Origin of the sequence: Arenibacter algicola (assembly GCF_000733925.1) — a bacterium.
Lineage (GTDB): Bacteria > Bacteroidota > Bacteroidia > Flavobacteriales > Flavobacteriaceae > Arenibacter > Arenibacter algicola.
This window is the reverse complement of sequence record NZ_JPOO01000003.1, coordinates 281,672-307,675: the sequence shown is the minus strand read 5'-3', so window position 1 is coordinate 307,675 and position 26,004 is coordinate 281,672. Positions and strand designations below refer to the sequence as shown.

Annotated in this window: 16 protein-coding genes; 9 read left to right on the top strand and 7 right to left on the bottom strand. The window is 40.7% G+C overall.

What is annotated here, in order from left to right; genetic code table 11:
* Positions 1 to 208 precede the first annotated feature (208 nt).
* Positions 209 to 772, bottom strand: a complete 564-nt coding sequence (locus U735_RS0111435; protein ID WP_051892096.1) for a DUF2867 domain-containing protein — start codon at positions 770 to 772, stop codon at positions 209 to 211.
* A gap of 272 nt (positions 773 to 1,044) precedes the next feature.
* Positions 1,045 to 1,638 carry a YceI family protein gene (locus tag U735_RS0111430; protein ID WP_051892093.1) on the bottom strand — a complete coding sequence of 198 codons (594 nt, stop codon included), beginning with the start codon at positions 1,636 to 1,638 and terminating at the stop codon, positions 1,045 to 1,047.
* Between the two features lie 372 nt (positions 1,639 to 2,010).
* Here U735_RS0111430 and U735_RS0111425 point away from each other — a divergent pair, with 372 nt between their 5' ends.
* From U735_RS0111425 to U735_RS0111400, 6 genes are all read left to right on the top strand, one after another.
* Positions 2,011 to 2,703: a LytR/AlgR family response regulator transcription factor gene (locus U735_RS0111425; protein WP_031443944.1), complete on the top strand. Its 693-nt coding sequence runs from the start codon at positions 2,011 to 2,013 to the stop codon at positions 2,701 to 2,703.
* An 847-nt stretch (positions 2,704 to 3,550) separates the two neighbouring features.
* Positions 3,551 to 5,980: a phosphoenolpyruvate synthase gene (ppsA, locus tag U735_RS0111420; protein WP_031443943.1), complete on the top strand. Its 2,430-nt coding sequence runs from the start codon at positions 3,551 to 3,553 to the stop codon at positions 5,978 to 5,980.
* 3 nt (positions 5,981 to 5,983) lie between these two features.
* Positions 5,984 to 6,139, top strand: coding sequence for a hypothetical protein (locus U735_RS25580; RefSeq protein WP_157365021.1), 156 nt, complete (start codon positions 5,984 to 5,986; stop codon positions 6,137 to 6,139).
* Positions 6,140 to 6,548: 409 nt separating this feature from the next.
* Positions 6,549 to 7,160, top strand: a complete 612-nt coding sequence (locus tag U735_RS0111410; protein ID WP_031443942.1) for a flavin reductase family protein — start codon at positions 6,549 to 6,551, stop codon at positions 7,158 to 7,160.
* Positions 7,157 to 8,332 (top strand): M20 family metallopeptidase, encoded by a 1,176-nt coding sequence (locus U735_RS0111405; RefSeq protein WP_031443941.1) that lies wholly within the window; start codon positions 7,157 to 7,159, stop codon positions 8,330 to 8,332. The genes U735_RS0111410 and U735_RS0111405 overlap by 4 nt, the downstream gene beginning before the upstream one ends.
* Complete coding sequence (locus U735_RS0111400; RefSeq protein ID WP_031443940.1) at positions 8,329 to 9,348, top strand: hypothetical protein; 1,020 nt, start codon at positions 8,329 to 8,331, stop codon at positions 9,346 to 9,348. The genes U735_RS0111405 and U735_RS0111400 overlap by 4 nt, the downstream gene beginning before the upstream one ends.
* Positions 9,349 to 9,448: 100 nt before the next feature.
* On the opposite strand, the gene U735_RS0111395 is transcribed toward U735_RS0111400, so the two are convergent.
* Positions 9,449 to 10,405: a helix-turn-helix transcriptional regulator gene (locus U735_RS0111395; RefSeq protein ID WP_031443939.1), complete on the bottom strand. Its 957-nt coding sequence runs from the start codon at positions 10,403 to 10,405 to the stop codon at positions 9,449 to 9,451.
* A gap of 324 nt (positions 10,406 to 10,729) precedes the next feature.
* Here U735_RS0111395 and U735_RS0111390 point away from each other — a divergent pair, with 324 nt between their 5' ends.
* Both U735_RS0111390 and U735_RS0111385 read left to right on the top strand, forming a co-directional pair.
* Positions 10,730 to 11,218 (top strand): DinB family protein, encoded by a 489-nt coding sequence (locus U735_RS0111390; protein ID WP_031443938.1) that lies wholly within the window; start codon positions 10,730 to 10,732, stop codon positions 11,216 to 11,218.
* Positions 11,219 to 11,230: 12 nt separating this feature from the next.
* A complete protein-coding gene (locus tag U735_RS0111385) occupies positions 11,231 to 11,449 on the top strand; it encodes a hypothetical protein (RefSeq protein WP_031443937.1) in 219 nt (72 codons plus the stop codon).
* Positions 11,450 to 11,632: 183 nt separating this feature from the next.
* Here U735_RS0111385 and U735_RS0111380 read toward each other — a convergent pair whose 3' ends face one another.
* From U735_RS0111380 to U735_RS0111370, 3 genes are all read right to left on the bottom strand, one after another.
* Positions 11,633 to 13,231, bottom strand: coding sequence for an amidase (locus tag U735_RS0111380; protein ID WP_198036649.1), 1,599 nt, complete (start codon positions 13,229 to 13,231; stop codon positions 11,633 to 11,635).
* Positions 13,232 to 13,758: 527 nt separating this feature from the next.
* Positions 13,759 to 14,757 carry a PorP/SprF family type IX secretion system membrane protein gene (locus tag U735_RS0111375; RefSeq protein ID WP_031443935.1) on the bottom strand — a complete coding sequence of 333 codons (999 nt, stop codon included), beginning with the start codon at positions 14,755 to 14,757 and terminating at the stop codon, positions 13,759 to 13,761.
* Positions 14,758 to 14,759: 2 nt separating this feature from the next.
* On the bottom strand, positions 14,760 to 22,286 hold the full coding sequence (locus U735_RS0111370) for a T9SS type B sorting domain-containing protein (protein ID WP_031443934.1): 7,527 nt from the start codon (positions 22,284 to 22,286) through the stop codon (positions 14,760 to 14,762).
* Positions 22,287 to 22,770: 484 nt separating this feature from the next.
* Between U735_RS0111370 and U735_RS0111365 the strand changes: the two genes are divergently transcribed.
* Positions 22,771 to 24,432 (top strand): ArnT family glycosyltransferase, encoded by a 1,662-nt coding sequence (locus U735_RS0111365; RefSeq protein ID WP_232233250.1) that lies wholly within the window; start codon positions 22,771 to 22,773, stop codon positions 24,430 to 24,432.
* Positions 24,433 to 24,567: 135 nt separating this feature from the next.
* Here U735_RS0111365 and U735_RS0111360 read toward each other — a convergent pair whose 3' ends face one another.
* The gene (locus tag U735_RS0111360; protein ID WP_031443932.1) at positions 24,568 to 26,004 is read right to left on the bottom strand and encodes a rubredoxin; all 1,437 of its coding nucleotides are present in this window, start codon (positions 26,002 to 26,004) and stop codon (positions 24,568 to 24,570) included.

The window sequence follows — 26,004 nt, the reverse complement described above, 5'->3', positions numbered from 1 at the left end:
TCATATTTACTTGTCAAGAAATGATCTACATCATTCTGATATTAATTCTACTAATAAAATTGGATTACCCTAAATAGCTAAGGTCCTTATGGGTTGGGAAAGCGTCATAAAGCAATGGAAAATTTAAACAGGATAGGTTCCCTCTGCCCGAAGTTATTTCAATGTAAGCTCATATAATATATGTTCAGTACAGGGTGTAAGCAGTTCGTTATTTTTCAACATTGTGTTGCCCATTCTTTTTTTCCAATTCTTTAATTATTCCTTTCAACATTGTGGGAACAATTAACTTGTGAAAAGGTCGAACTGGTAAAAAATACAGTCGTCCAAACCAATTATTGAACTCTACCGTTGTTGAAACTGTTGTGTGTTTAATTGTTGTTCCACTTATTTGTGGTCCTAAAAATAATGAGACTCTAAAATTCAGATGTTTATCATCTTCTCCTAAAATGACTTCGTTTTCGTTTTTGGCGAATACTTTGAAAAGTCCCATTTGTTCTCCCGGCTCGCATTTAAAATTTTGAAGCTGCTTTTCTCTATTCGTATTTTCACCAGAGGTTTTTAGGCCGAAAACGGACACAATTTTATTTCGTAGAGAAAATAGTTTGGATACCCATTGCGGTCCACTTGAAAAAAAAGCCTTTCCGATGTCGGTCGAGGTAAATTTATTATCAATGACATTGATAGCGCCTTGAAAAGAGTCAATGTAATCGTACTTTTTTTCAGAATTATTAAGCAATGACTGATACGGAAGGGTGGTTTTGATTATTTTCATTTCCTAGCTTAGGCTGTAACGTTCGTTATAATACCGACTAAAGTGTTTGTATGTGACCGGCAACTAATTTAGAAAATTAAAATCTAAGAATAAGCATAGCATTTTAATATGGCAGGAAGATCTTCATTTTATAGGATTAGCCGTTATGGCATGAGCGTGACGCTCACGCCAACGGGGGGCGAAATCCCATAATTGAAAAGTCCATCAAAGCAAGTGCATTGAAATTACCCCTGCCATTTTAGGCTATTGTTTGGTTAATATTAAAATGAATTTTACTTTTCCTTTAACGTAGCATCCACACTCAGGTCATGCTTGTCATTAACTTGTATAAATACTATACTTGGGCGCTCTATACCATAGTCGGTAATTAAGAGAGACCAGGAGGCTTTTAATTGAATTGTGCCTTCAGAAATAAGCTCCAAATCTATGGGAATGGTTATTTGCCTAGTAGTCCCGGCTAAAGTAAAATCGCCCTTAACCCTGACCGTTTGTTTACCCTTTTGATCAAAGTTTAAATCATCGATAAGTGTCCCAACAAAAACAACATCTGGTTTTTTTTCCGCTTCTAGCAACTCGTACATGTGTTCATCCCGTTTATCCTTATCTGTCTTAATGGATTTTACAGGCAGCTGAAATGCTACTTTTCCCGTTTTAAAATTGATGCTCCCCTGTAATTTGTCCGACTTGCCCATATAGGTGTTAAGTGGCATTTTTGCCTCGAAATTGGCGTGACCATCTGTGGTGGAGTATATCTGTGCATTGGAGGTATTGCCATACAGGAACAATAACAAAGTAGATAGTTGGAAGATTAGGTTTTTAGATAGACATAAAATCCCTATACTTTCAACTTTTATAAATTTCTTCATAAGATTTAGTTTTACCCTCAATTGTTTATTAATTCTAATCTATGACCAATACCTATTAATTGGATTAGTTGTACCTCTTTATTGATATTATGATCCCCTTCTACCCTTCTGTGACTGTTTAAGGGCGACTTTAGCCTGTGTTCTAGAGTAAATAGATTGTATTAAACAATATAGTATAAGAACCCAAAAATTTTTAGACAATATTCACCTGAATCTGAATTGGCCGGTTTATATGTAGAATATAGAACCAAATGCCTAGACCACAAATATCACCATTTACACAACATCTAAAACGGTGTTCACATCATTTTTGAGGGTTTGGAAGGCTATTTAGGTATTTTCAACACGGTTTTAACCCACGAGAGACACATTATGAAATTAAAAAGTATAATCGTAGACGATTCGTCTATGCAGCGCATGGCCGTAGCCCAATTAGTGAACAAACATCCAAACCTGGCATTGGTAGCACAGTACAGCAATGCCATTGAAGCCAACAACGGGATTAAAAACAATGACATTGACCTTATTTTTCTAGATGTGGAAATGCCCATCATCAACGGCTTTGACCTCTTGGAATCCTTGGAAAATCCACCACAAGTAATTTTGATTACCGGTAAACCCGATTATGCCCTAAAGGCGTTTGATTATGATGTAACCGATTACTTATACAAGCCCATCTCCTCGGCCCGTTTTGAGGCTTCCATAAAAAGAGCCGTGGTGAGACATGAGCAATCCCAGAACGTGAACGTGGAAGAAGAGTATATCTTCGTAAAAAGCAACCTGAAAAAGCGTAAAGTTGTTTTAAATGACATAAAATGGGTAGAAGCTCTTGGCGATTACATTAAAGTGGTAACCAATGAAGGCAATATCATTATTCTTTCTACCATGAAGTCTTTTGAAAAGCAATTGCCAGAGGATAAATTCTTAAGGATACACAAATCCTATATCGTGAATCTGGAAAAAGTTGAAAAGTTCAACAGTAAAAATATTGAAGTGGAAGGAAGACAGGTACCCTTGAGCAGAAATAAGAAAAACGAATTGATGGAGGCTCTTTCCAACTTTTAAGGATTGCACATAACGTTTATTCCCTTCCATCAGTTTTGGATTTTTCTGGTTATCGGTTTTTGCCTTTAAATGTGGTTTGGATACCCTTTTCTAGTCCTGTCCAAGTTTAAAATCTTCTTTTGGTCTATGTGTAATTTGAATAGTCCTTACCCGATAATCGAGATTAAAACGCTCCGAGGCTTACCCCTAGGTAGTTTACTATCAATAAATTTTAGTTTCCAATAAAGATGTCATAATAACCAGTTCATGCTGTAGTAAACCTAATTACTTCGTTCCAGTGCAATCCTTAGGAATTCTTTCCGTGTTATTTATTTTGAATTAAAATAGGGTTATGCGATCCGTATTGCTTAAAGGAGGTATTCCCATTATTGTTTCAACTTATCTATAAAACTAGCCGTTTCTGGATCTGTGCTTTTACACGGATCAATACTATTGGGTGCAATGATTAAAATTTAATTTACGCCCTTTGGCAACATCAGAATTCATTAATATTATTTTTTGCAAATCTAAATGCACGGTCTCGGGATTAACAATTTTTAAAAAACTTTTGATTTGTAAATATTATTGCAAGGCTGTTTAATCCCTGATAATTTAAAAAACTTTAAAACCTAATTAATCTAGAGCTTGTAGATTTGTGCTAGGGTCAAAAAACGCCTACATAAACATCATTAATTAGTACTAAAATTTCAAGATTTGACAATAATATTTTATTTAGGCACAAAAAGTATTGTAATTTGAATTAATATTGGTTGTACACATGCGATAATTGATGAAATTTTGTAGTGTAATAATTTTTTTTCCAATCTACGAAAACGATTGCGTAAAAATCACTAACCAGCAAAGTGTCATGAAAAACAAAAAAGAGTACATCCAAAAACTAAGTGAAGTTGGAATGGATGATCTATCTAGGGTTGGTGGCAAGAATGCCTCACTCGGGGAAATGATCCAAAATTTAACGTCCCAGAACATCAAAGTGCCCAATGGTTTTGCCGTTACCGTGGACGCCTATGATGCATTTATCGAGGAAAACCATTTAAAGGAAAAGATTAGTGCGGCTTTGGAGGGATTGGACACGACAGACATTATCCAACTGCGCAAAACGGGTTCCAATATCCGGAAACTTATTTCCAACGGAAAATTTCCCGTATCCGTTGAAAAGGCGATACTGGAATACTATTATGTCCTATCCGAAGAATATGGTCAGGACGCCACCGATGTTGCTGTACGTTCTTCGGCAACGGCCGAGGATCTGCCGGACGCTTCCTTTGCAGGACAGCAGTCCACTTATTTGAATATCCGCGGAGGGGAAATGTTGTTAACGGCCATTAGGAGTTGTTTTGCTTCCTTATATACGGACAGAGCCATTTCTTATCGTTCCTCCAGGAATTTTGACCATTTTACTATTAAACTATCGGTCTGTGTACAAAAAATGGTACGCTCGGATCTGGGTTCTTCCGGAGTTGCCTTTTCATTGGATACAGAAAGCGGTTTTAAGGATGTGGTGCTGATCAATGGCGCCTATGGGTTGGGAGAACTAGTTGTGGGAGGGGAAATTTCCCCGGATGAGTTCATAGTGTTCAAACCCACCTTGGAAAAGGGCTTTAATGCCATTATAGATAAGAAGCTTGGCAAGAAGACCCATAAAATGGTGTATGGCAATAAACCCTTTGAAACGGTGAAACAGGTACCTGTAGATCAAAAGATCCAAGACACTTTTTGTTTAAAGGATCCACAGATTATACAACTGGCGCAGTGGGTACAAAAAATTGAAAACTATTATAGTTCTGTTCGGGGGTCCTGGTGCCCTATGGATATAGAATGGGCCATAGACGGACTTTCCAATGAATTGTATATTGTTCAGGCACGTCCGGAGACGATCCATTCCCAGGAACAGACAGAGAGTATAAAGGAATATGAAATTGAGGACGAGGAGCACTTGTCGGACAAACTTCTTCTAGAAGGGGTTGCCGTAGGGGACAAGATAGGAAACGGCAAGGTATATCGGATATTCACCTTGGATGGAAGAGATGGTAGTGCCGATGAAATAGATTTCAAGGAGGGAGATGTTCTGGTGACCGAAATGACCGATCCGGATTGGGAACCCTTAATGAAGAAGGCCTCGGCCATTATTACCGAAAAAGGGGGAAGAACCTGCCATGCCGCCATTGTGGCTCGTGAAATAGGTGTCCCTGCCATAGTGGGTGCTGCCCATGCCACTACCCTACTCGAAAATGGACAGGACATTACCGTTTCCTGTGCCGAGGGCAATGTTGGAAAGGTATACCAGGGAAAAATAAAATACAAGCTCCACGAAACCGCATACACGGAATTTCCCAAGACCAGAACCCCGGTCCTGATGAATATCGGTTCTCCGGAACTGGCCTTTCAATACAGGAAAATTCCAAATGCCGGAGTTGGTCTGGCCAGGGAAGAATTTATAATCAACAATTATATAAAAGTACACCCCTTGGCCTTATTGAAGCACAAGACCTTGAACGATCCGGCGCTTTCCGTATCCATTGCCGAATTGATCAAGGGATATGAATCCGAGGAAGCCTTTTTCATCAATAAACTGGCACAGGGGATCGGTAAGATCGGGGCCGCTTTTTACCCCAATCGGGTGATTACCAGGTTATCCGATTTCAAGACCAATGAGTATTTCAATCTGTTGGGAGGGAATCATTTTGAACCCCGGGAAGAAAATCCAATGATAGGTTGGAGAGGCGCCTCACGCTATTATTCGGAATCTTTTAAGGAGGCTTTTGTTTTGGAATGCAAGGCCCTTAAAAAAGTTAGGGACGAATTTGGACTGGAGAACATTACCATCATGATCCCATTCTGTAGGACTCCCCAAGAACTTACCAAGGTGTTAAAGATTATGGAGGAAAACGGACTTAAGAGAGGTGAAAGGGGGCTGGAAATCTATTTGATGGCAGAACTGCCTTCCAATGTAATTTTGGCCGATGAGTTTGCCCCGATGATAGATGGTTTTTCCATTGGGTCCAATGACCTTACCCAATTGGTCCTAGGTTTGGATAGGGATTCCAGCTTGGTGGCCCATTTGTACGACGAGCGTAATTGTGCTGTAAAAGGAATGATCAAAACCTTAATATCGTCGGCCAAGAAACATAAGACCAAAGTGGGGATTTGTGGTCAGGGGCCTTCGGATTTTCCGGATTTCTCCAAGTTCCTGATAGAGGAAGGGATAGATACAATCTCTGTAACCCCCGATTCCATGTTAAAAACATTAAAAGTAGTACAAGAAATAGAAAACTAGATTATGAGCAATACTATAGAGGATATCCTTTTGGATGCACACAGACACAACAAAAGAGAAGAATTATTGGCCTTTTTGGAAAAAATCCGTCAGAAGAATCCGCATAGGGAATTGACAGATCTGTACCAGATGGCCTATGAAAAGGTTATTAAGCCCTAAAATTAATATATGGTAATTAGCGGATAGGCCCCTCCCCTTTCCGCTAACACTATGTTTTGGAAATTTGTCTGGTAGTTATACAGCTGTTATTAAAAATGACTATTTTTTAATTGGTCATCAATAATTTGGAACGGTTAAAATTTCTGTACCGGGTCTAATCCCGTATTCGAGATACCCGTATTTTAAAAGCCTTAGGCTCCTTGAAATACAATAGGCGAATGCACCTGGCCGTTTTAACGGGGTTTCTTGCGGAAGCCGCAATTCATAGGGAATTACCAATAGATGTCCCGAACAATATTTTGGCCCCTCTAATACGTTAAAGGCTTGGTTTAAGGGATGTCCTTATGAGGAATATCAGTTTAATTCTCTGCTGTGCTTTGTAAATTTGGTAGAAACCTTAGGCATTACCATGGAAAAGCAGTTACAGGATAATTATGTTCGGATATCGACCAATACGCCTATTTGGGATCATTTCTTTACGGTTGCTCCCCTAATTATTGTCGGTACCAAAGAAGGCAATGGGTATGATATGGCCCCTAAGCATATGGCCACGCCCCTGGGTCCCTCCAATTATTTTGGTTTTCTGTGTACGCGAAATCATTCCACCTATCACAATGTAAAGGAGACCAAAGAGTTTTCCGTTAGTTTCCCCATCCCCAATCAAGTATTATTGGCCTCCTTAGGGGCTTCCCCCAGAAATCCGGACATTGATAAATCGGAGCAAATTGTAGCTTCCTTGCCAACGGTCAAGGCCACTACAATAGATGCACTGTTTGTTGAAAATTCCTATCTGTACCTGGAATGCGAGTTGTTCAAAATTATTGATGGCTTCGATGATCATAGTTTTATAACGGGCAAAATCAAGACTGCCTTTGTGAATAAAGACTATTTAAGGGTTTCCGAAATGGATGAACAGCAACAAATAAATGAATATCCCTTACTGGCTTACTTACCACCAGGAAGGTTTGCCTCTATTGCCCAGACCTATAATTTTCCATTTCCCAAAGGCTTTAAAAAATGATAGAAGAGAAAGAAATAGCAATCCTAATTCGGGAATACTTAGAGTCCCATCATGAAAAAATGATTCATTTTCTAAAAGAACTGGTGGCTTTGGAATCGCCCACGAGGGAAATAGAAAAGCAACATATAATCCTCGATTTTTTAAGGGTCAAATTTGAAGATATTGGTTACCATGTTATTTTGGTCCCGGGGAAACTTACCGGTGGATATCTTTATGCCCGGCCCTTAGACCGGGATAGGAGTTTGCCCCTACAGTTGATCGTAGGACATTGCGATACTGTTTGGCCAACGGATACCATAAAGAATATGCCTATATCCTATGACAATGGTATGATGAAAGGGCCGGGTATCTATGACATGAAGGCAGGCCTTACCCAATTGTATTTTTCCTTATTGGCTTTAAAGGCCATACCTGCCCCCATAAAGGTTACGCCTATTGTTCTCATTAATTCTGACGAGGAAATAGGCAGTAGGGAATCTACCAATTCCATCAAAAGTTTGGCGAAAATCTGCAATAGGGCCTATGTACTGGAGCCGCCTCTTGGCTTGGACGGGAAACTAAAGACGGCAAGAAAAGGCTTGGGCCGGTTTACCTTGAAGGTTACCGGAAAAGCGGCGCATGCGGGCCTGGATCCAGAAAAGGGAATCAATGCCATAGTAGAGTTGTCGCATCAGGTACAGCAATTATATGCCATGAACGATTTTGAAAAGGGAATTACCGTAAATGTGGGCTTGATAGAAGGTGGTATTTCACCCAACGTAGTAGCCCCCGAAAGTAAAGCCGTAGTAGATGTGCGGGTTTTGAACGAGGCCGATGGCAAACTGATTACCCATAAAATAAAGGCGCTGAAACCCCTTTTGCCCAATGTGCAGTTGACCATTGAAGGAAGAATTGGAAGACCACCTATGGAAAGGACGCAGCGTAATCAAGAACTTTGGAGAATAGCGGAAGAACACGGCCGAGAACTAGGTATCGATTTGGAGCAGGCTACCTCAGGAGGGGGCTCCGATGCCAATACTACCAGTATTTTTACGGCCACCTTGGATGGACTGGGCACCCCGGGAGACGGGGCCCATGCGCCGCACGAGTATATTTTTGAGAACAAAATCATTGAAAGAACGGCTTTATTGACACTCTTGCTTCTAACCGAGCCTTTAAACAAAAACATATGAAAAATCAATATATACATACTTCCCTGACCCGGATTTCCGATTTAACGGAAAAGGATTATGAGGTGGTAAAACTACGCAGGGAACAATGGAAAACCGGGGATTATGTGGTCTGCAAAATTTTGGATCCTGGAAGTAGCACCCTGCTTTTGGAGCTTCCCAATGGCAGGATGCGCGGGGTAATTGGGGGTGAATTACTAGTAGGTGCCTTGGGCGAACGCTATGCCACTCTGGAGGCTACCGGTACCTGGCGCAAGGTTGGGGCAGATTTAAAAATGAACGTACTTACTGGGGCAGGCCTCCTTGGGAAGTTGACGTCCAGATCTGCTTTTATGCCCAATATGATGGAGCTGCTGTATATTGGCCACGCCCATAGGAACGGCAAGAGTCTCAACATGAACGATTTTGTTAAGCCTTTCGAAATTATTCCTTTTAAAACTCCTGTCATACTTTTTGTAGGTACTTCCATGTCAGCCGGAAAAACTACTTCCGCCAGGATCGTTACCCATATCTTTAAATCGGCGGGATACAAGGTGGTGGGTGCCAAACTCACTGGAGCCGGACGCTATAAGGATATAATGGCCATTAAGGATGTGGGCGCGGACGCGGTGATGGACTTTGTAGACGTGGGGCTCCCCTCTTCCATTTATCCCCGGGATGCCTTTAAAGAAAAATTAGATCAACTCCTGAGTATGATAGAATATGAACTTGCCGATGTGGCGATAATTGAGATAGGGGCCTCTCCCTTGGAACCTTATAATGGGGATTTGGCTATCGATGCTTTACGGGAGCAAATTAAATGCATCATTCTTGCAGCTTCCGATCCCTATGCGGTACATGGCCTTATGAAGGCTTTTGATCTGGTACCGGATATAGTAACAGGAATTGCATCCAATACCCTGGCCGGTAAGGAAATGGTGGAGAAACTGTGTAAGGTAAAAGCCTTAAATATTATAGATGCCTCAACTACAGGGGAACTTAAAAGTATTCTATCCGAAAAAACCGGTTTCGCATTATAGGCAAAATGGCCGTTCAGCAAGTACAGTTGAGCTTTCCAGACCCCGCCATCCTCATTTACTAGAAAAGACTACAGAGTTGCATATACTATACGGCAACTTCTTAAAGTTTGGAAGCCGTTTTTTCCAAAATGGCCCTAACGCGATGTTTAAGTACTTCGGGCTCAATAATCTCGGCATAATCTCCAAACATGAGATACCACCTAGGAAATCCATGTTCCACATTCGAAGTCATAAATGTCATTTCTACTTGGTTGCCCCTCACCTTTTCGGAAATAAAGCCGTAGTGTTTCCTATCGCCATTAATAAACCTAGCGATATTTTTATCCACCAGTATTCTTACCTTGGTTTTTTGAACATTGTGATCCTTACTCAAATGCTCATCCAAACTACCATGTTCTGCGGTAAAGGAAAGAGCAGTTCTTGCAATGCCCAGCATCCTGTCCGTTCTAAATTGTCTGTAATCACTTCTATAATGACAATATCCCAGAACATACCAAAAGTTATTTTCATGAAATAATCCTACAGGTTCAATATGCCGATCTGAAGGGTGTTCGCTCTGCATGGAGTGATATCTTAAATATACCTGCTTTTTTTCAGCTATACTTTCAAAAAGAATTTCAAGTGCGTTCGGCAAGTCTTCATTGAACAACTGTTGTGATGGGTCTACAGATATTTGGGACTCCAAGGCAGTAATCCAATCCTTTTCACTTCCCCTTAAAACCGCCTTCAGTTTGAACATAGCGGATTGATGGTAGCTCCCAAGGGACTTGTCCACAAATTTTTGCATTAGTTTTTCAGCGGCCACAAAGCTCCATGCTTCCTCACGGGTAAACATGACCGGTGGTAACCGATAGCCTTCCATAATGGAATAGCCAACTCCTGCTTCACTGATGATGGGTACACCGGAGGCTTCCAGGGTTCTAATATCCCTATAAATTGTGCGCAAACTTACCTCAAATCGGTCCGCCAACTCCTGCGCCTTCACTATACGCTTGGATTGTAATTGCACTAAGATCGATACTATACGATCAAAACGATTTACCGTATCTCTACCCATAATTGCCCTACATATATCCCAAAGATATGACTTCAAATAAAAGAATAATTCAAAAATTGACTTTGTTTTGTCCACATGGTTACTGCATTAGCTATGTTAGAATATCACATACCGATATTTTCAAAATCAGTTTACAAATGAAAGGAGGTCAGGTGACAACCGAATGTCAACATTGGTTTTTTAATTTATATGCAAACATGTAACAAATTGATATTGAAGTAATTACTTTTCTATTTTAATTAATTTTTTACTACTGACATAGGGCTGTCACCACCCATATTTAATTTTGACCATGAAATTAATAATCACTAAAAATTTGGAACTATGCACACTACATTGAACAAGACCCCACAGGTTATTTCATCGCAAGAATTGTTGGATCATTGGCAAGGACATAGGGCACTGACACGGAGAGCTATAGAAGCATTTCCTGAAGAGGCCTTTTTTAGCCATACTATTGGGGGTATGCGAACATTTGCCGAAATGGTTATGGAACTATTGGGGATTGCAGCACCCGGTATAAGGGAAATTGCCACCGGAATCTCAGCTCCTCTTAACGAACATTTGGAACACGGTAATAAAAAGGACAGACTACTGGAACTTTGGGATAAGGCTACCGCAGAAATCAATACCTATTGGTCGCAAATCAAGGAAGAGCAATTTCAACAAAACATCAAAATCTTTGGTCAGTATGATGGTACGGTGATGTCTTCCATCCTATACTTTATAGACAATGAAATTCACCATCGAGGACAAGCTTACGTTTATCTAAGATCCTTGGGAATAGAACCACCTGCCTTTTACGAACGTTAATTGAATTGAAACATGAAAGAAGTATTGGTATTTAGGACATCAATAAACAGTAAACGGGAAGTGAATGTCTTGAAACCAGGGTTGAACAGATTGATTGCCAAAGATGGCTACTGGAATTTTGATCTGGAGGATTGCGACAATATCCTCCGGGTCGAAACCCCAATGGTCACGGCAACTTCCATAACTGGTCTCTTGAACAATCATGGTTTCTTTTGTGAGGAACTGCATTGATTAAGGGAAGTTGGATTTTTTTGATTGCTTAGGAGTTGTATCCGGTTGTGTAGGCAGATCAACAGAGTGTCCTTTCGGGTTCCCGATATAGCTTTAGGAAGAGAAGTCGCAAATATCGGGCGTGCAGTTCAGTAATGGTAATTCTTAGTCTTTCCATTTTTAGAGACGGGCTATAACCCAGTATTACTCCGGACTAAGAAACTTAGGAGCTTTACGATGTTTGGTTCCTTGTTCGTAGGCATAGGCTATTTCCAATAGAACGGGCTCACTCCAGGCGCTGCCAAAAAAAGATATTCCAACAGGTAACTCATCAACGAAGCCCATAGGTACCGTTATATTGGGGTAACCAGCTCTTGCTGCGGGAGAAGAACTTCCCAACTGAAAGCTATCTCCATTTATTTGATCAGTTTTCCAGGCTGGGCTTCCTGTGGGTGCTATTATGGCATCCAGATGATGTAGATTCATAATCCTATCTATTCCTTCTTCCCTACTCCCTTTCAGCATGTTGGCCAAAGCTTCCTGGTAAGCTTCATCATTTAGGTCCCCTTTTTCCTGGGCCATTTCCAGGTATTTCTGATTATAAAATTTTAATTCTATGGAATCCTTTCGATTAAATGCGATAAGCTCTTCTAAACTTTTGATAGCTGCATTAGGTCCCAGGGATCGGAAATACTTGTTCAATCCGTCTTTATATTCATATAGCATAACTTGAAATGAATAACCACCAACGTCGGCACTTGATATCTCATTTATATTAATGATTTCTGCACCCTGACGCTTCATAAAATCTACGGCTTTAGACATCAAGGTATCCACTTTATAATTTTTGCCAAGCGGTGTTTGGTAGAAGCCGATCCGCTTACCCCTTAATCCGTCCTCTTTGAGGAATTGTGTATAGTCCTTATAAAATTTCTCTTGGCTTGCCAGTGTTTTTTCATCGGCCGGGTCAATCCCTGTGAGTACTCCCAAACAAATGGCAGCGTCCGTTACAGTCCTTGCCATTGGTCCGGGGGTATCTTGGGTGTAGGAGATGGGAATTACTCCAGAGCGGCTAACAAGGCCCACCGTTGGCTTAATGCCTACGATGCCATTGCTGTTGGAAGGACAGACAATGGAGCCATTGGTTTCAGTGCCTATCGCCAACATGCTGAGATTGGCAGAAACGGCAACGGCAGAACCGGAGCTTGAGCCACAAGGATTACGATCTAAAACGTAGGGATTTTTGGTTTGCCCATTAACACCACTCCAACCACTGGAAGATAATTCCCCTCGGAAATTGGCCCACTCGCTCAAATTGGCTTTTCCTAATATAAGTGCTCCCGCTTCTTTCAATTGTTTGGCAACATGGCTATCCTGTAAGGGGTAAGAATTGAGAAGGGCCCTAGACCCTGCAGTGGTCGCCATTTTATCATGGGTGTCTATATTATCCTTTAGTAAGATGGGGATACCATGCAGCGGTCCTCTGATGTTTCCCTGAGCCATCTCCAAATCTAACTGTTCCGCATTTTTAATGGCGTCAGGATTTATTTGAATTATAGAATTAAGCGTGGGGCCACTTCTATCGATCTCTTCAATCCTTTTTAAATAGGCTTCCACCACCCCCTTGACGGTGTAGGTTCCGTCCTTATATCCCTGTTGTAATTCAGGGATGCCCAATTCCATAAATCCGAAATCTTCAGTGGCAACAGCCTGTTTTTTTTCAGGTGGAGCCTGACAAGACAGCTGTAGGAGCAAGAGAATGAAAAGGATATTTTTGAACTTGTTGAAGAAGATATTACTCATAGTATTCATTATTTGTTAATGTCTGATGCTACTACAGTGCAGGAGTAAACTAGCGTTTGCTTTTGGCCAAGAACATAGTGAAATCTTTTGGTTTTGTTTTTTCATTTTTACAGACCAACCTTTTAGGGTTTTAGTGTAATCCGTACCAAGACGCCAATAAAGCCAGCAAGTCACTGTGGGCAAGTAGGGTCTAATTTAGTATAAATATTGGAATTCCTACAATTTTAAAGGGAGACCCATTATCAATGTTATAAAAATTGAGTTAGTGCTGGGTGTTTATAGGAGGTGGTTGGTTTAATTACCACTTCTACCCTACTTAAATTTTATTGGACCAAAAGCCTAATTTCGATACAATTTTTCTTCGTTTCTCTGCGAAGAACCACTCTATTTGACGACTTTTTGATTTTCAAGTTTTTAAATCAACCTCCAGAATCTATAGAAGTACCTATAGTTACTCTACTATCTTTTATACAAAAAAACGAACCCCCAACTAATGTTGAGGGTTTTGCAAAATTATTATGTTAGTATTAATAAAACCTGCTGTAGTCAGATCTTCTGCGTTCTTTAAACCTTGAAATATCAAAGACTAAAAACAATTCCAGGGAATTGGGAATATATTGCTTGGCCTCCCCACCAAAGGGTAATCTATAGTTAAGCCCAAATTCAAATGTTTCCAAGGTAAGACTTGTGGCAAAACCTATTTCGGAAAATGAGGCATTCTCCAAATAGCTGAGATGTTCATTTATACCAATACTAAAGTTGCCCAGGGTAACATCCTGATAAAAATCCAGTCTAGTATTTGGGCCTTGTATAGTCACTGCATTGAATAAGTATAGATAGGAATGCTCCGGTAATTTGGCCTGTCCGTATTTATTAATATCCATTTCATATCCAAACTGCCCGGATATCAGCATGTTTAAATTCACATTATTTTCGCTTTGTTTGGATGATATTCTTGGTTGGTTCAAATGCTTAAGTGACAGTCCAAATAGTGTATTGATATCGTTATGGATCAAAACGGATGCACCCATATCCAAATAACCAACATTTTCAGAGGCTGTAATGGGATCTATGGTATTGGCACTAATTTGGCCGGTAAATATGTTTATTTGATCCTGAAAGGTAAGATTGTTAAAATCGTACCTGTAATTGCTATACGCCGCAGTAATTCCAGGATATAGGATCCAATCGTTCTTTAAAACCAATTTGTACATATAGCTCAATGCCGCAGAAGTATAATTAAACCCTGAATTGTTCAGGTTATTATTGAACAGATCTACGCCCAGTTGAAAATTGTATTCTTCAAAGGCCGTTGAGCCAAAGGCATATTTGTGCTGGGATTGGTTTCCTTGACTTTGACTGGCAAATTCGGCCAAGACCCCTATCCTGGTCTTATCTTTAAAAGCATGAAAACTGGGATTTAAGGAAGCCGGCACCTTGCTTAGGTTGTTCACAAATTTTTCCTGAGCGTTGGCCCCCAACGTAATAAGAACAATTAGTAGGGTTATTAGATTAAGTTTCTTCATCTCTATCTTAATATTGAGGCTTCGCCAGTTTTGGTTATTTGGTTGTTGTCTTTCGTTGTTCCTACAAACAGATATCTGAAGGAAGTGTTTTTGTAAGGTTTTCCCGAACTGTAATTGCCGTTCCAACCCCAATTTACGGGCATTGAATCAAAGTCATAGGCCACGCTATACACCAATGAGCCCCACATATCATAAATCTGAAAGGTAAACGAGGCCATCCCGGTAAATTCGCCTTGGAAGTAATCGTTTATTCCATCCGCATTGGCAGAGAATACATTAGGGAACATTACGTCATAACCGTTACCTACCTGCACGTCCTGTTGAACAGTTTTACTACAACCTTCCTCATTATATAAAGTTAGGGTGGTAGTAAAAATGCCAGGATAACTATATTTATGAACGGTCATAATACCGTCCACATCCGGATCAATGTTAATTATAGGACTTCCATCTCCAAAATCCCATGAAGCATTGCCATAACCTGCCTCACTGGTTATACTGAACCGAATATCTTCCTTGGCCATCAATAGGCCTGTAATTTCATATTCGTCCGAGGTATATGCAAATGTCGGATCCGTTACCCCTGAACTGATAGGCATTGTAATTCCACATCCTTGATCATTTACTACATTAAGGGTAGCGTTATCCAACGGATTTCCAATTTGAACAGAGTAAGTATTGGTACCTGTTTTTACGGATGGCACTAGGGCGCCTTCATAGTAAAAACTTAAATCCCCAGGTTGACTATTGAAAACCGATACCGAAATACTTCCGGGATTGCCCAAACAAAGTGACTGATCCAGAAAAGGTCCGTCTATGAGCTGAAGCGATTCCGCTTTATTAATGGTAATGATCTCCTGGTAATAATAGGCTGGATCGGCATTGGTACAGCCATTTATGTTACTTGTAATGGTAAGTCTTAACCTGCCTTCTTCCAATCCATTCAATTGTGTTATATTCTGACCAAAAGGAGTAAACACCGGGTCAGGATTATTCGCTGTACCAGCCGTTTCTTTTTCCCATGTAATACTATACGGTCTTAGACCACCGCTTACTGTAATGGAAATGGCACCGTCATTGGTAGCACCACAGCTTACCGGAGTTATTGTCCTGTTAACAACAATTGGTGTATAAGTGGTATTAAAAGTAAACTCGATTTCTTCTGATGAACAGTCATTACTGTCGGTAATCGTCAACCAATAAGAACCTGGCACCGCATCAAAACTGGTAATGTCCTGGGCCACAAAATTATTGGGACCTCTCCAGTCATAAAAGTAATACGGGTTGTTATTTCCATCCATAAACGGCTTTCCACCAGAAATCAAATTGGTATTCAAACTAAAGGCGTAATCTGTTTCACATGGCGCAAGAGTATAGGATTTGGCTCCCGTATAATCCATGGCCTCATAACTATCCATGGTAAACGTTTGTACAACACATTGGTTGGCATCGGTTACCTCTATAACATGACTGTTATTGGAAAGCGAGCTTATTGTGGTTTGGGTATTGGTGAATATTACAGGAGTTCCACCGTCCAAAGTATACTGAAAAGGTGATGTACCTCCCTGAACCCTAAAAGTAAAATCCCTTCCGGTACTGGCATCCACACAAGTGGTGCTGCCACTAGTTACCTCTGTTGCACTAAATACGGTCGGAGCCGTAATAACAAACGTCTGTCTAACGGTACATGGTGTATTGGCATCACTATTGGTATCAATAATTACCACTTCGTAGCTACCTCCACCCAGATTGGTAAGACTGGTGTTGTTGGTAGAATAACTTGTTCCGTTTTTGTACCAGTTTATTTGTAATTGGCTGCTAGGATCAGAACTTATCTGTATGCTAATTTCAGCATTGGCATCACCGGCACATTGTAACTGCTGGTTGATTACCTGAACGCTACTGATTTCCAATTGGGCTTTTGAAGCCACATTCGCAGTATAGGTTGTAGAACAACCAAGTTGGTCCGTTACGGATAGTACATATACCCCAGGTGCCAAGTTGGAAATATTTTCGGTGGTAAAGTTGGCATTATTGGGGCCTGTCCAGCTAAAGTTATAAGGAGGATATCCCCCTGTTACTGTAGTAGCTCCAATGTTTAAACTAATGCTACCATCATTTTGACCATAACAAGTGGCATTATCCACTACTACGGATGCCTGATCAAATTGTAGCCCCATGGGCAAGGTTACTGATTGCGATTCCTGTATTCCACAAGAGGCATCCTGAACACTTATGTTGTAAGTAGCTCCACCAGTTAAATTGGTGTAGGTAATATTCGGATTATTGGATGTCTGTACCAATGTTGTACCGTTGGGCCTTGTAAGCGTAAAGGTGAAAGGCGCAATGCCTCCAGTGCTATAGGCTGTAATGGCCGTATTACAGGTATCCCCAATATTCAAGGTCAATACCTCGGGTTCCGATACTATAAACGGCGACGATGTGGTTCCGCAGAATTCATTGTACACTGTTAATTGGTAGGCTCCAGCCGTAAGATTGCTTATGCTCAAAGTAGAAGCCGTAAAGCTGTTATCCCCAATTTTGGACCAAACATAAGTATTGGCCACGGAATTAGGTTGTGTTACTACATGGGTGGCACTGGCATTTGGATCACTTCCGGTACTTACATATGCCGTAAATCCAATCCCCGCAACCTTGGCGGTCAAGGTAATTTCATGGAAATTGTTTGCTGCTATGGCCGGACTTAAGTTAGCGCCGGTTGCAGCATTTATTTTTTGGGCAAGGGCAGCAGCTACCTCATTATTGTCCTGCGGCTGATTAATGCCGTTCAAAGTAACTTGGTGATCATAGACCTTACTGTCGATAATGATACTATATGTATTGCCAAAAGTTGGGGTGCCGAAAAGCGAAATTGTATTGATTTGCTTCTGGGCCGTATTACCCCCAGTGATTCTGGAGTTGGGTATTACAATACTTCCGTCATTTCCTCCATTACAGCTTACATTGGTGATGTCGTTGTCAAAGATGGCATCATTGTCTATAATGGCATAAGGAATTACGGTTACAATTTTCGGCGAAGTTTCATCCGCACAGGCCACACCGTTCAATGTACTGGTAACCACTCTTTTAAAGTAGGTAGAAGTAGTAAGGGTACTTGGCGGGGTATAATTTGGCTGCGTGGCACCGGCTACGGCAGTATAAGTTTGATTGTCAGGGGAAGACCACCACTGGTATGTCAACACACCTGCACCAGTGGCCGATTCCTGTTCCACAATGGCCAAAGGCTGACTTCCTTCACATACCGATTGATTGTCCGTTATTTTTCCTGCATAAACCGAGTTTAAAGTCACTTTTACTGCGTTGGATTCTACAATACAAGTCTTATCTACCAAACTGGTTCTGGTAATAGTCCGCTTATAATACATAGTAGTTGTTGGGACCGGAGGTGTATAGGAAGCAGAATGCACAGCGATATCTGTCCAGGTTGTACCATTTGGCGAGGAATACCAGTCATAGGTTTGGTCCACAAAGGTGCTGCCACCGGTTACTGTCAAGGATCCCGGTACAACCCCTTCACAAATGGTTTGATCGTTTACTAAGGTTCCGGGCAATAATTGCTCAGTAACCTGTACAACAATAGTATTACTATCTTCCGTACAAACTACACTGTTAAGGGTGGAAGATGTTGTCCTCTTAAAATAGGTCGTTGGATAATTACCTGCCTGTGGGTCATAAGTGCTGTTTACGGCTCCATTGATCATGCCCCAGTTACTGTTATCCACTGAAGAGTACCATTGATATTTTAATACTCCCTCTGCAGTTCCGTCTACGGTATTTCCTAGGATAGCGGGATCTTCCCCGTAACATATTTTTTGATCGCCTGAAATAGTACCAGCGTCCACATCATTGACAAAAATTCTAATTACATTACTCGGAGTATAGGATGGCTCGCAGGGAATACCGTCGACAGTAGCTAGGTAATCCCTCCTATAATATTTATCGGCGGTAAAGGCCGTTCCGGGGGTATAGGTTTCACTGGTTGCTCCAATAATTTCAGTGAAGGTAGATCCATCATTGGATTCGTACCATCTAAAAGCCAAATAAGGCAATCCTTCTATGGCGCTGGGGTTGCCAAGGGTCGGGGCCATGGTATTATAACAGATGGTAATATTGTTGCCAATATTGTCCGCTTGTGGCACCAAAACCGTTACGGGGTTGCTGTCCACTACACATTCTACCCCGGAAATATCCGTGCTTGTGGTAGTTCTAATATAGGTTGTTGTATTTATGATATTGGTCGGGTCGTAACTAGTGCCGGTGGCACCAACAATCTCTACGCCATTGGCATACCATTGGTAGGTTAAGGTCTGTCCTGTAGAAGGGGTCAACTCTTGAATTAAGCTAGGATCATCCCCGCTACAAACTACCTCTTCATTGGTTCCATTACTACCGTTCGCATGGGTTGTACCTATAGTACCTCCCGTGGCATTTCCACCGTTTATGATTTCCAATACGTTACTGGTTACCGTACAGGATAGACCATTTAAGGTAGAAGTGGTAATTCTTCTATAGTAATTATCCTGTGTTACCGAAGGCGGGTCATAGGTAGCTGCGGTAGCTCCTGCAATGTCTGAATATGAAACATTATCACTGGAAATCTGCCATTGGTAGCTTACAGTTCCTGAGGCAATCAATTGAAAATTAGTACTAAATGGTTGTGGATCTCCACCATTACATACTTCCGTACTTCCGGTTGCCCCGGAAGAAAAAGTGACTCTATGGCTGGGTGCATTGTCAAATTTATTAACGTAGATTATCACCGGAGTGGTTATGGCTTCGCAAGTGACGCTTTGCAATGTTGAAATAGCCTTTCTTCTATAGTAAGTTTGTAGATCCCCGTTATTTACTGGGGTATAGGTAGCTTGATTGGTATTGGCAATATCGGCCCAAGTACTCCCATCTGGAGAACTCTGCCAGGTATAGCTTATAGCACCGTTGGAACTTGCATCGGCGGAACTGGTAATCGGTGCCACGTTGCTGGATCCGCAAACGGTTTGGGTTTGTGAAATAGACCCTTCGTTTAAGGTGATTAGGGTAACCAAGGTTGGAAGACTTGAGGCCTCACAAGTATTACCGTTATTGGTGTTGGTAACGTTTCTCCTAAAATAGGTCGATGTTGCCAATCCTGTGGAAAAACTTAGGCTTTCACCAGTTTCCCCGCTCATCACGGTGTAATTGACATTATCTGTGGACGAATACCATTGAAAATTAATCCCTGTACCTGCAGGCGTACCGTTGGAAACTGTAATGGTTGATGGGGTATCACCTTCACAAATGGCTTGGTCTGCAGACCCTTCCCCTCCAGAAATGGCTCCGGCTACAGTGATAGTAACTTCATTGGTGTATCCAGTACACACCTTACCGTTTAAGGTGGTGGTGTTCAATCGTCTATATTTGGTAGACGTTGCCAGTACGCCAGGGGTATAAGTAGACCCTGTAGCGGAAGTTATCGGACTCCAGCTTACCCCATTGTCGGTGGAGGATTCCCATGCATAGGTTAGATTGCCGGCGGCGGTCGTATTTACTATATTAATAATGGTGCTGGGGGCTTGTCCTGCACAAACATTCTGATCATTGCCAATTGTGCCTACATTTAGGCTGTTTACAAAAACAGTGCTTACAGTAGAATTTTGGAAACATACTTTGGCATTATTGGAAACTATGGTTTGTCTTCTATATCTTGTAGTAACAGATGGTGCCCCGGCAAAATTATATACTGCATTGGTTTCCCCGCTAATATTAGTAAAACTACCTGTGGTTGCCGATTGCCATTGGTAGCTAATGTTGGGACCTGCTGCTGTGGCATTGTTAATGGTTATTGCATTGGGTGTTTCCCCTGCACAAATAGTCTGGTCGGCACTTGCCGTTCCTCCGTTAATTTGACCAAGAACAGTGATTTCTATTTCATTGGTATAGTCCGAACATGTGTAACCGTTTAAAAGTATGTTGTCCTGTCTTCTAAAGGTCGTGGTCTGGGTTAGTGCACTTGGCTGGTAGTCTGCATTATTGGCTCCAGAAATTGCGGCCCATGAACTTCCATCAAATCGCTCCCATTGGTATGAAATTGTACCTGTACCCGAAGCATTGGTATCCGATGTTATGGCACTTGGAGCTTCATTGTAACAAACAGTTTCAGCGCCCGTAATACTTCCTACCGCAAAATTGGTATAAGTAATGGTGGCCACTGTACTAATACCTTGGCAACTTGCGCCAGAAACAGTTGTAACTCTTCTAAATTGCTCTACTCCAGGATTTAGGTTGGCACTGGCATTGTAATTGCTCTGCGTGGCGCCACTTATGTTTACCCAGTTACTGCCATCGTATTTCTGCCATTGATAGGTTCCATTGTTTTCGCCATTGTTTATCGTCAACAATTGTAATTCGCTTAATGAACATATATTTTGATTGGTGGCTGTACCTCCCAATACGGCGGAATTTACAATTATGGAAACTGCCGGGGTTTCCTTAAAACAACTAAATCCGTTCAAAACATTGGTAACCCTTCTTTTGAAAGAAGTGGTTTTGGCTAAAGCGCTGGGTTGATAAAAATTATCCGTTGCTCCTGGAATTATATCCCATGGACCTGAATCGTTTTTGTACCATTGATAGGTTGTAGTTCCAGCAGGGGTGACTGCCACATCCCCTGCGGTGCTTAATTGCTCCGGAATTTGGGTGGCACAAACGTTTTGGCCTGTTCCTTCTGTTATGCTACCGGCATATAATTCATTTACGGTAATAGTTGCTACCGTGCTCATTTGCGTACATGTTTCCCCATTTAATGTAAATGTAGTTGCACGGCGGTACCTGCTTACTCCATTTGGGAAGGATGGCTTATCTACCACCAAAATTTCGGTGTTGGAATTTGTAATGGCCGTCCAGGTTCCGTTAACATCTTTTTCCCATTCAAAGGTTCTGGTTTGGGTGATATTGGAACCTGTAATACTTATGTTCTGTACATCGTTGATGGCACAAACCTGTTGATTAACCCCTGTGCCTCCAGTAAGAGCGGTGAAAGAAACATTGGCTAGGGTCTGATTGTCGGCAAGTCCGTTCACCATATTGGTATTACCTGCCAATACATATCTTAGAGTACCGTTTGTTGTGGTTGAACCAGGGATAAGTTGGATTCTTACATTTTCTATAGTAAATACATCCAAAGAACCTTGGGCGTTAGTGGTCATGGTAACTTCCAATCTGGAGGCATTACCAGAGTCTTGGGCTACGGATGCGCTGGTAATATCGGTACCTGTCTCGGTAAAGGCAGTTGCCCTTATTTCAAAATTGGAAGGGGCTTCAATGTAAAAGGTGAAGGTACCCGTGCCGAAATCAGTAGCCAGGGTTTCGGACAGTACCAGGTTTCCAAGATTAAGTTCGGTCTGTGGTAGGTTGCTGCCACAGGAATTGAAATTGGTATTCTGCACACTGGTAGTAACCTGAGCGGTACTATACCAAGCATTAAAACTAAAGAACAAGATTAGCAGCAGTAGTTTTTTGGTCGATTGTATCATGATTTTGCCCCTTTATTTTATAATCGAAGTGAAATAATACTCAATTAATCCACTTTGTAGGAAAGACCCTATAACGAGAGATTGCTTGGATATATTGCGGTTATTTATACCCATTAATACCTATAATAATGGTTTTGTTGTGAAACTGCATTTAACTGTGGTGTACGGCAGGTTTGGACAATGAATGGTGTAGAAATTCAGCCCGGAAAAAGGGACTTAAAAATGGGTTCTAAATACCGCTGTTGAGAGTGTAAAAAACCATGTCCTTACAGGTGTTTTTTGTGATGGAAAGTAAATAATAATCGGGTGAAAAAATAGATTGGATATATTCCTGAATTTGGTTAATTGTAACTTCCAGAATAACTTTAAACTTTCCTGAGCACCTATATACATTACTCTTTTCAAGTTCATTACATAGATTTAATCAATTAATATGATAGTATAAAGAATTCCTTATTGAAGATTCGTATTTTTACTATTCAAAATGGAAATAATGTTATCCAAAGTGGTCACCAATAAACATTATCTGTTTTTCTTGGTTGTTGCATTGGCTATACTGCTGGCAGGTGTTGGTTCTTATGGATTTACTGAGACCAGTGAAGCTAGATACGCCGAAATCAGTAAGGAAATGCTAAGTTCCAAGGACTATCTCAATCCAAAGCTTCTCGGTATTTTTCACTTTCATAAGCCACCCATAACTTATTATATCACCACTTTGGGCTACCGTATTTTTGGGATCAATGAGTTTGGTGCCAGGTTCTTTCTTCAAATAGCCATTGTGCTTCAAATGGCATTGGTCTATGGTATGGCTCGGTTGCTTTTTAATGAAAGAAAAATAGCTTTTGCTTCCGGTCTTGTATATTTTGCTATGCCCTTAGTACTGATTTCTAGTCGCAACTTAACAACAGATGCCTACCTCACTACTTTTATACTTGGGTCCCTTTACTGCTGGCAGTACTATACTACCAAGGGCAAAATAGTTGGTGTTTATATATTTTATCTATTGGCGGCATTGGCCTTGCTAACCAAAGGACCTGTAGCACTTTTGTTTATTCTGACCTATATTATAGTTTATAAGGCAATATTCAAGCGAAATTCAAAAATCAGCATACATCATATCCTGGGATTTGGGTTATGTCTTTTTCTTGCTTCAAGCTGGTATATTTTGGTAGTTATAAACAATACTGGCTTATGGGATTATTTTGTAACGGATCAACTTATATCACGGATAACATCGCATTCCTTTAATCGCTCCAAGCCTTTTTGGTTTTATATTCCTTTAATTATTGGTCTTACACTTCCGTGGTGGTGGATTATTTTCCGAAATTTTAAAAGAAAGGCCAGTATATTCCTGAATTTTGGAAGGGAAGAACGGTTATTGTTGATTTCAAGTGTTTTTCTTTTCTTGATTTTTTCGGTCTTCAGAACTAAAATGCTGCTGTATATTCTTCCCATGTTTTGGATGTTGGCCATATTAATTGCTGTACAATTGTATAAGGTTAGTGTATCTATTCTCAATACCTTGAGCCTGGCCTATACAGTTTTGATGAGTTGTTTGTTCTTGGGGATACTTGGATTTTGGCTTTGGAAGCCCCAATTTATCCATATTTCTAACGTAACATTAGTAATTGGTATTGTTTTGGTGATCCTCTTTGTGTCCTTATTTTTTTACTTAGATAACAATGTGCCGGAAAAACCGGCTTTATTGGGAGCAAGTTTTGGTGCTGCCTTAATTTTATTATCAACTTCTATAATGGCCCACAACGGTTCAACTTTCAACTCTACCAAAGAAATGATCGGTTTCATCAATAATGTCACCCCAAAAGAAAACAAGACTATTGCTGTTTATGATTATCTTCTATCTTCCATACCGATGTATTCTGGGAACAATCCGATCACTTTAAAATTAAGGAACAACACCACAAATCGGGAAGTACAGTTTCAAAAGGATGAAGAATGGAAAGATGACCTTTGGGATATAAATGATGATGTAATGGTCACACGTCTGGATTCGCTCTCCTATAGTACCAACACATATCTAATTATTAATAAAAAAAGGGGTTTTAAGGACGACTTAAAATACTTGGAACCACACTTCAAAAATCGGCAAGAATTTGTAAAATGGTTGGTATTATACAATAAATAATAGGCTGTAAATCCAAGTGTGACTACCCGGCACTAGGTAGTAACCACTGTAGTGGGGTTAGACATCCTAATATTTCCTTAATCTACTAACCAACTTTTTAATAGTGCCTATTCACATATGATGGCTTTGCAGCCATTACAATATTTGCAGTTTCATTTTCTTAAAATCGGATTTTGGAGCAGAACACACAGGACAGCAGTAATCCTCTGTAAGGTCTTCAAATGGAGTTCCAACAACGACCTGCGCTTTGGCATCACCGTAGGTTTGGTCGTACACGGTGAAACAAGAGCTACATTGATAAACTTCTTTCAAAATATCAACATTTGTATTCTTTGGGGATTCCTTTTTGGCCACGGCCCTTCCCAATTGATCAAAATAATGTTTGCTCAGTTCCATTAACAGACCTGGTAACTCTATCTTATCCACGTCCTGGGCATATACTTGATATTCTTGGGTATTGGGATCAAAATTTTTAAAATGCAATACGTTGTAGGTAGGCCTTACCGAAAAATCCTTTACTATGGTTGGTGGGGTGTTCTTTTCAATAATAACAGAAGAAAAATGAGTGCGCTTCCCCGTTTCATTGCTTATTCCAAAGGTTAGTCCGTAGGTGCTGATATCGTTCTGATCAAAACTTAGCACCAAGAATTTTTTCAATTCCAGTGCTTCCATATCATCCACCGGTAGGTGCCAGTTCATTTCCAATTGGGAGTGGCGAATATTGATCCCTTTTTGTCCTAGGAAACGTTCCAGTTCGGGCCTGCTGGAGCTTTTTATTCCCTTTATAATAAATGACTTCCACGGCGTAATGCATATTTTCCCAATGCTATTGTCCAGACAAAAGCCACATAATTTTTTTAGAAAATCGAGATCGTATCTATTGTTTCGCCAATAAAGTCCCAGCCAATATTGATCCAGGCCCATTCTGTTCATTCCTTCATAATAAGGAAATTTAATGTAAGGAACCACCAGCTCACGTTCAATGGTTCTATTATTGGTATCCAATTTTTTATTGAGAATAAAAAATAGTTCGTCTATATCCGCTACATCCTGGTATATTTCCTCAATAGCCTTGGCTACGGTATGGATGTCCCAACTATAAATTAAGACAGGGTAGTAAACAGATTTTGTCCAGTGCGGAAGTTTAATGTTCAGGTACCAATAATCCTCACTATCCGAGGCAATAAAGTTAAGGTTGCCATTAAAAATTGGAACCAAACGTTGCTTGGGGTCGGTGATGTTTATTTTTAATTTGGGCAGATAATCAAAACCCTCCAAAATGTATAAATAAGTAGAACCCTTGAGCCAGTTGGTCATATCAAAAATATCTGCAGACACATAGGACGTTACTATATTTTGGTAACTTCTATCGCTAACAATATCGGTGTTGAATTTTGATATTTGTTCCAATTGTTCCTCCTTGGCATTTTGCAAAGGGAACAGCAAATCTTGCCGCGATCCAAAAAATACTTCTTTCAGCCCCCCTGCTTCCAACATGGCAATGATATCCTTTAATTCCCCTGGAGAAGTAACTCCTCCCTTGATCAATATTCGGTGTAAATCATCATTCAT

Bases quoted from the DNA above. Each gene is read 5' to 3' on its own strand.
- U735_RS0111435 (WP_051892096.1), bottom strand. From the start codon at position 772: ATGAAAATAATCAAAACCACCCTTCCGTATCAGTCATTGCTTAATAAT.
- U735_RS0111430 (WP_051892093.1), bottom strand. From the start codon at position 1,638: ATGAAGAAATTTATAAAAGTTGAAAGTATAGGGATTTTATGTCTATCT.
- U735_RS0111425 (WP_031443944.1), top strand. From the start codon at position 2,011: ATGAAATTAAAAAGTATAATCGTAGACGATTCGTCTATGCAGCGCATG.
- ppsA (WP_031443943.1), top strand. From the start codon at position 3,551: ATGAAAAACAAAAAAGAGTACATCCAAAAACTAAGTGAAGTTGGAATG.
- U735_RS25580 (WP_157365021.1), top strand. From the start codon at position 5,984: ATGAGCAATACTATAGAGGATATCCTTTTGGATGCACACAGACACAAC.
- U735_RS0111410 (WP_031443942.1), top strand. From the start codon at position 6,549: ATGGAAAAGCAGTTACAGGATAATTATGTTCGGATATCGACCAATACG.
- U735_RS0111405 (WP_031443941.1), top strand. From the start codon at position 7,157: ATGATAGAAGAGAAAGAAATAGCAATCCTAATTCGGGAATACTTAGAG.
- U735_RS0111400 (WP_031443940.1), top strand. From the start codon at position 8,329: ATGAAAAATCAATATATACATACTTCCCTGACCCGGATTTCCGATTTA.
- U735_RS0111395 (WP_031443939.1), bottom strand. From the start codon at position 10,405: ATGGGTAGAGATACGGTAAATCGTTTTGATCGTATAGTATCGATCTTA.
- U735_RS0111390 (WP_031443938.1), top strand. From the start codon at position 10,730: ATGCACACTACATTGAACAAGACCCCACAGGTTATTTCATCGCAAGAA.
- U735_RS0111385 (WP_031443937.1), top strand. From the start codon at position 11,231: ATGAAAGAAGTATTGGTATTTAGGACATCAATAAACAGTAAACGGGAA.
- U735_RS0111380 (WP_198036649.1), bottom strand. From the start codon at position 13,231: ATGAGTAATATCTTCTTCAACAAGTTCAAAAATATCCTTTTCATTCTC.
- U735_RS0111375 (WP_031443935.1), bottom strand. From the start codon at position 14,757: ATGAAGAAACTTAATCTAATAACCCTACTAATTGTTCTTATTACGTTG.
- U735_RS0111370 (WP_031443934.1), bottom strand. From the start codon at position 22,286: ATGATACAATCGACCAAAAAACTACTGCTGCTAATCTTGTTCTTTAGT.
- U735_RS0111365 (WP_232233250.1), top strand. From the start codon at position 22,771: ATGGAAATAATGTTATCCAAAGTGGTCACCAATAAACATTATCTGTTT.
- U735_RS0111360 (WP_031443932.1), bottom strand. From the start codon at position 26,004: ATGAATGATGATTTACACCGAATATTGATCAAGGGAGGAGTTACTTCT.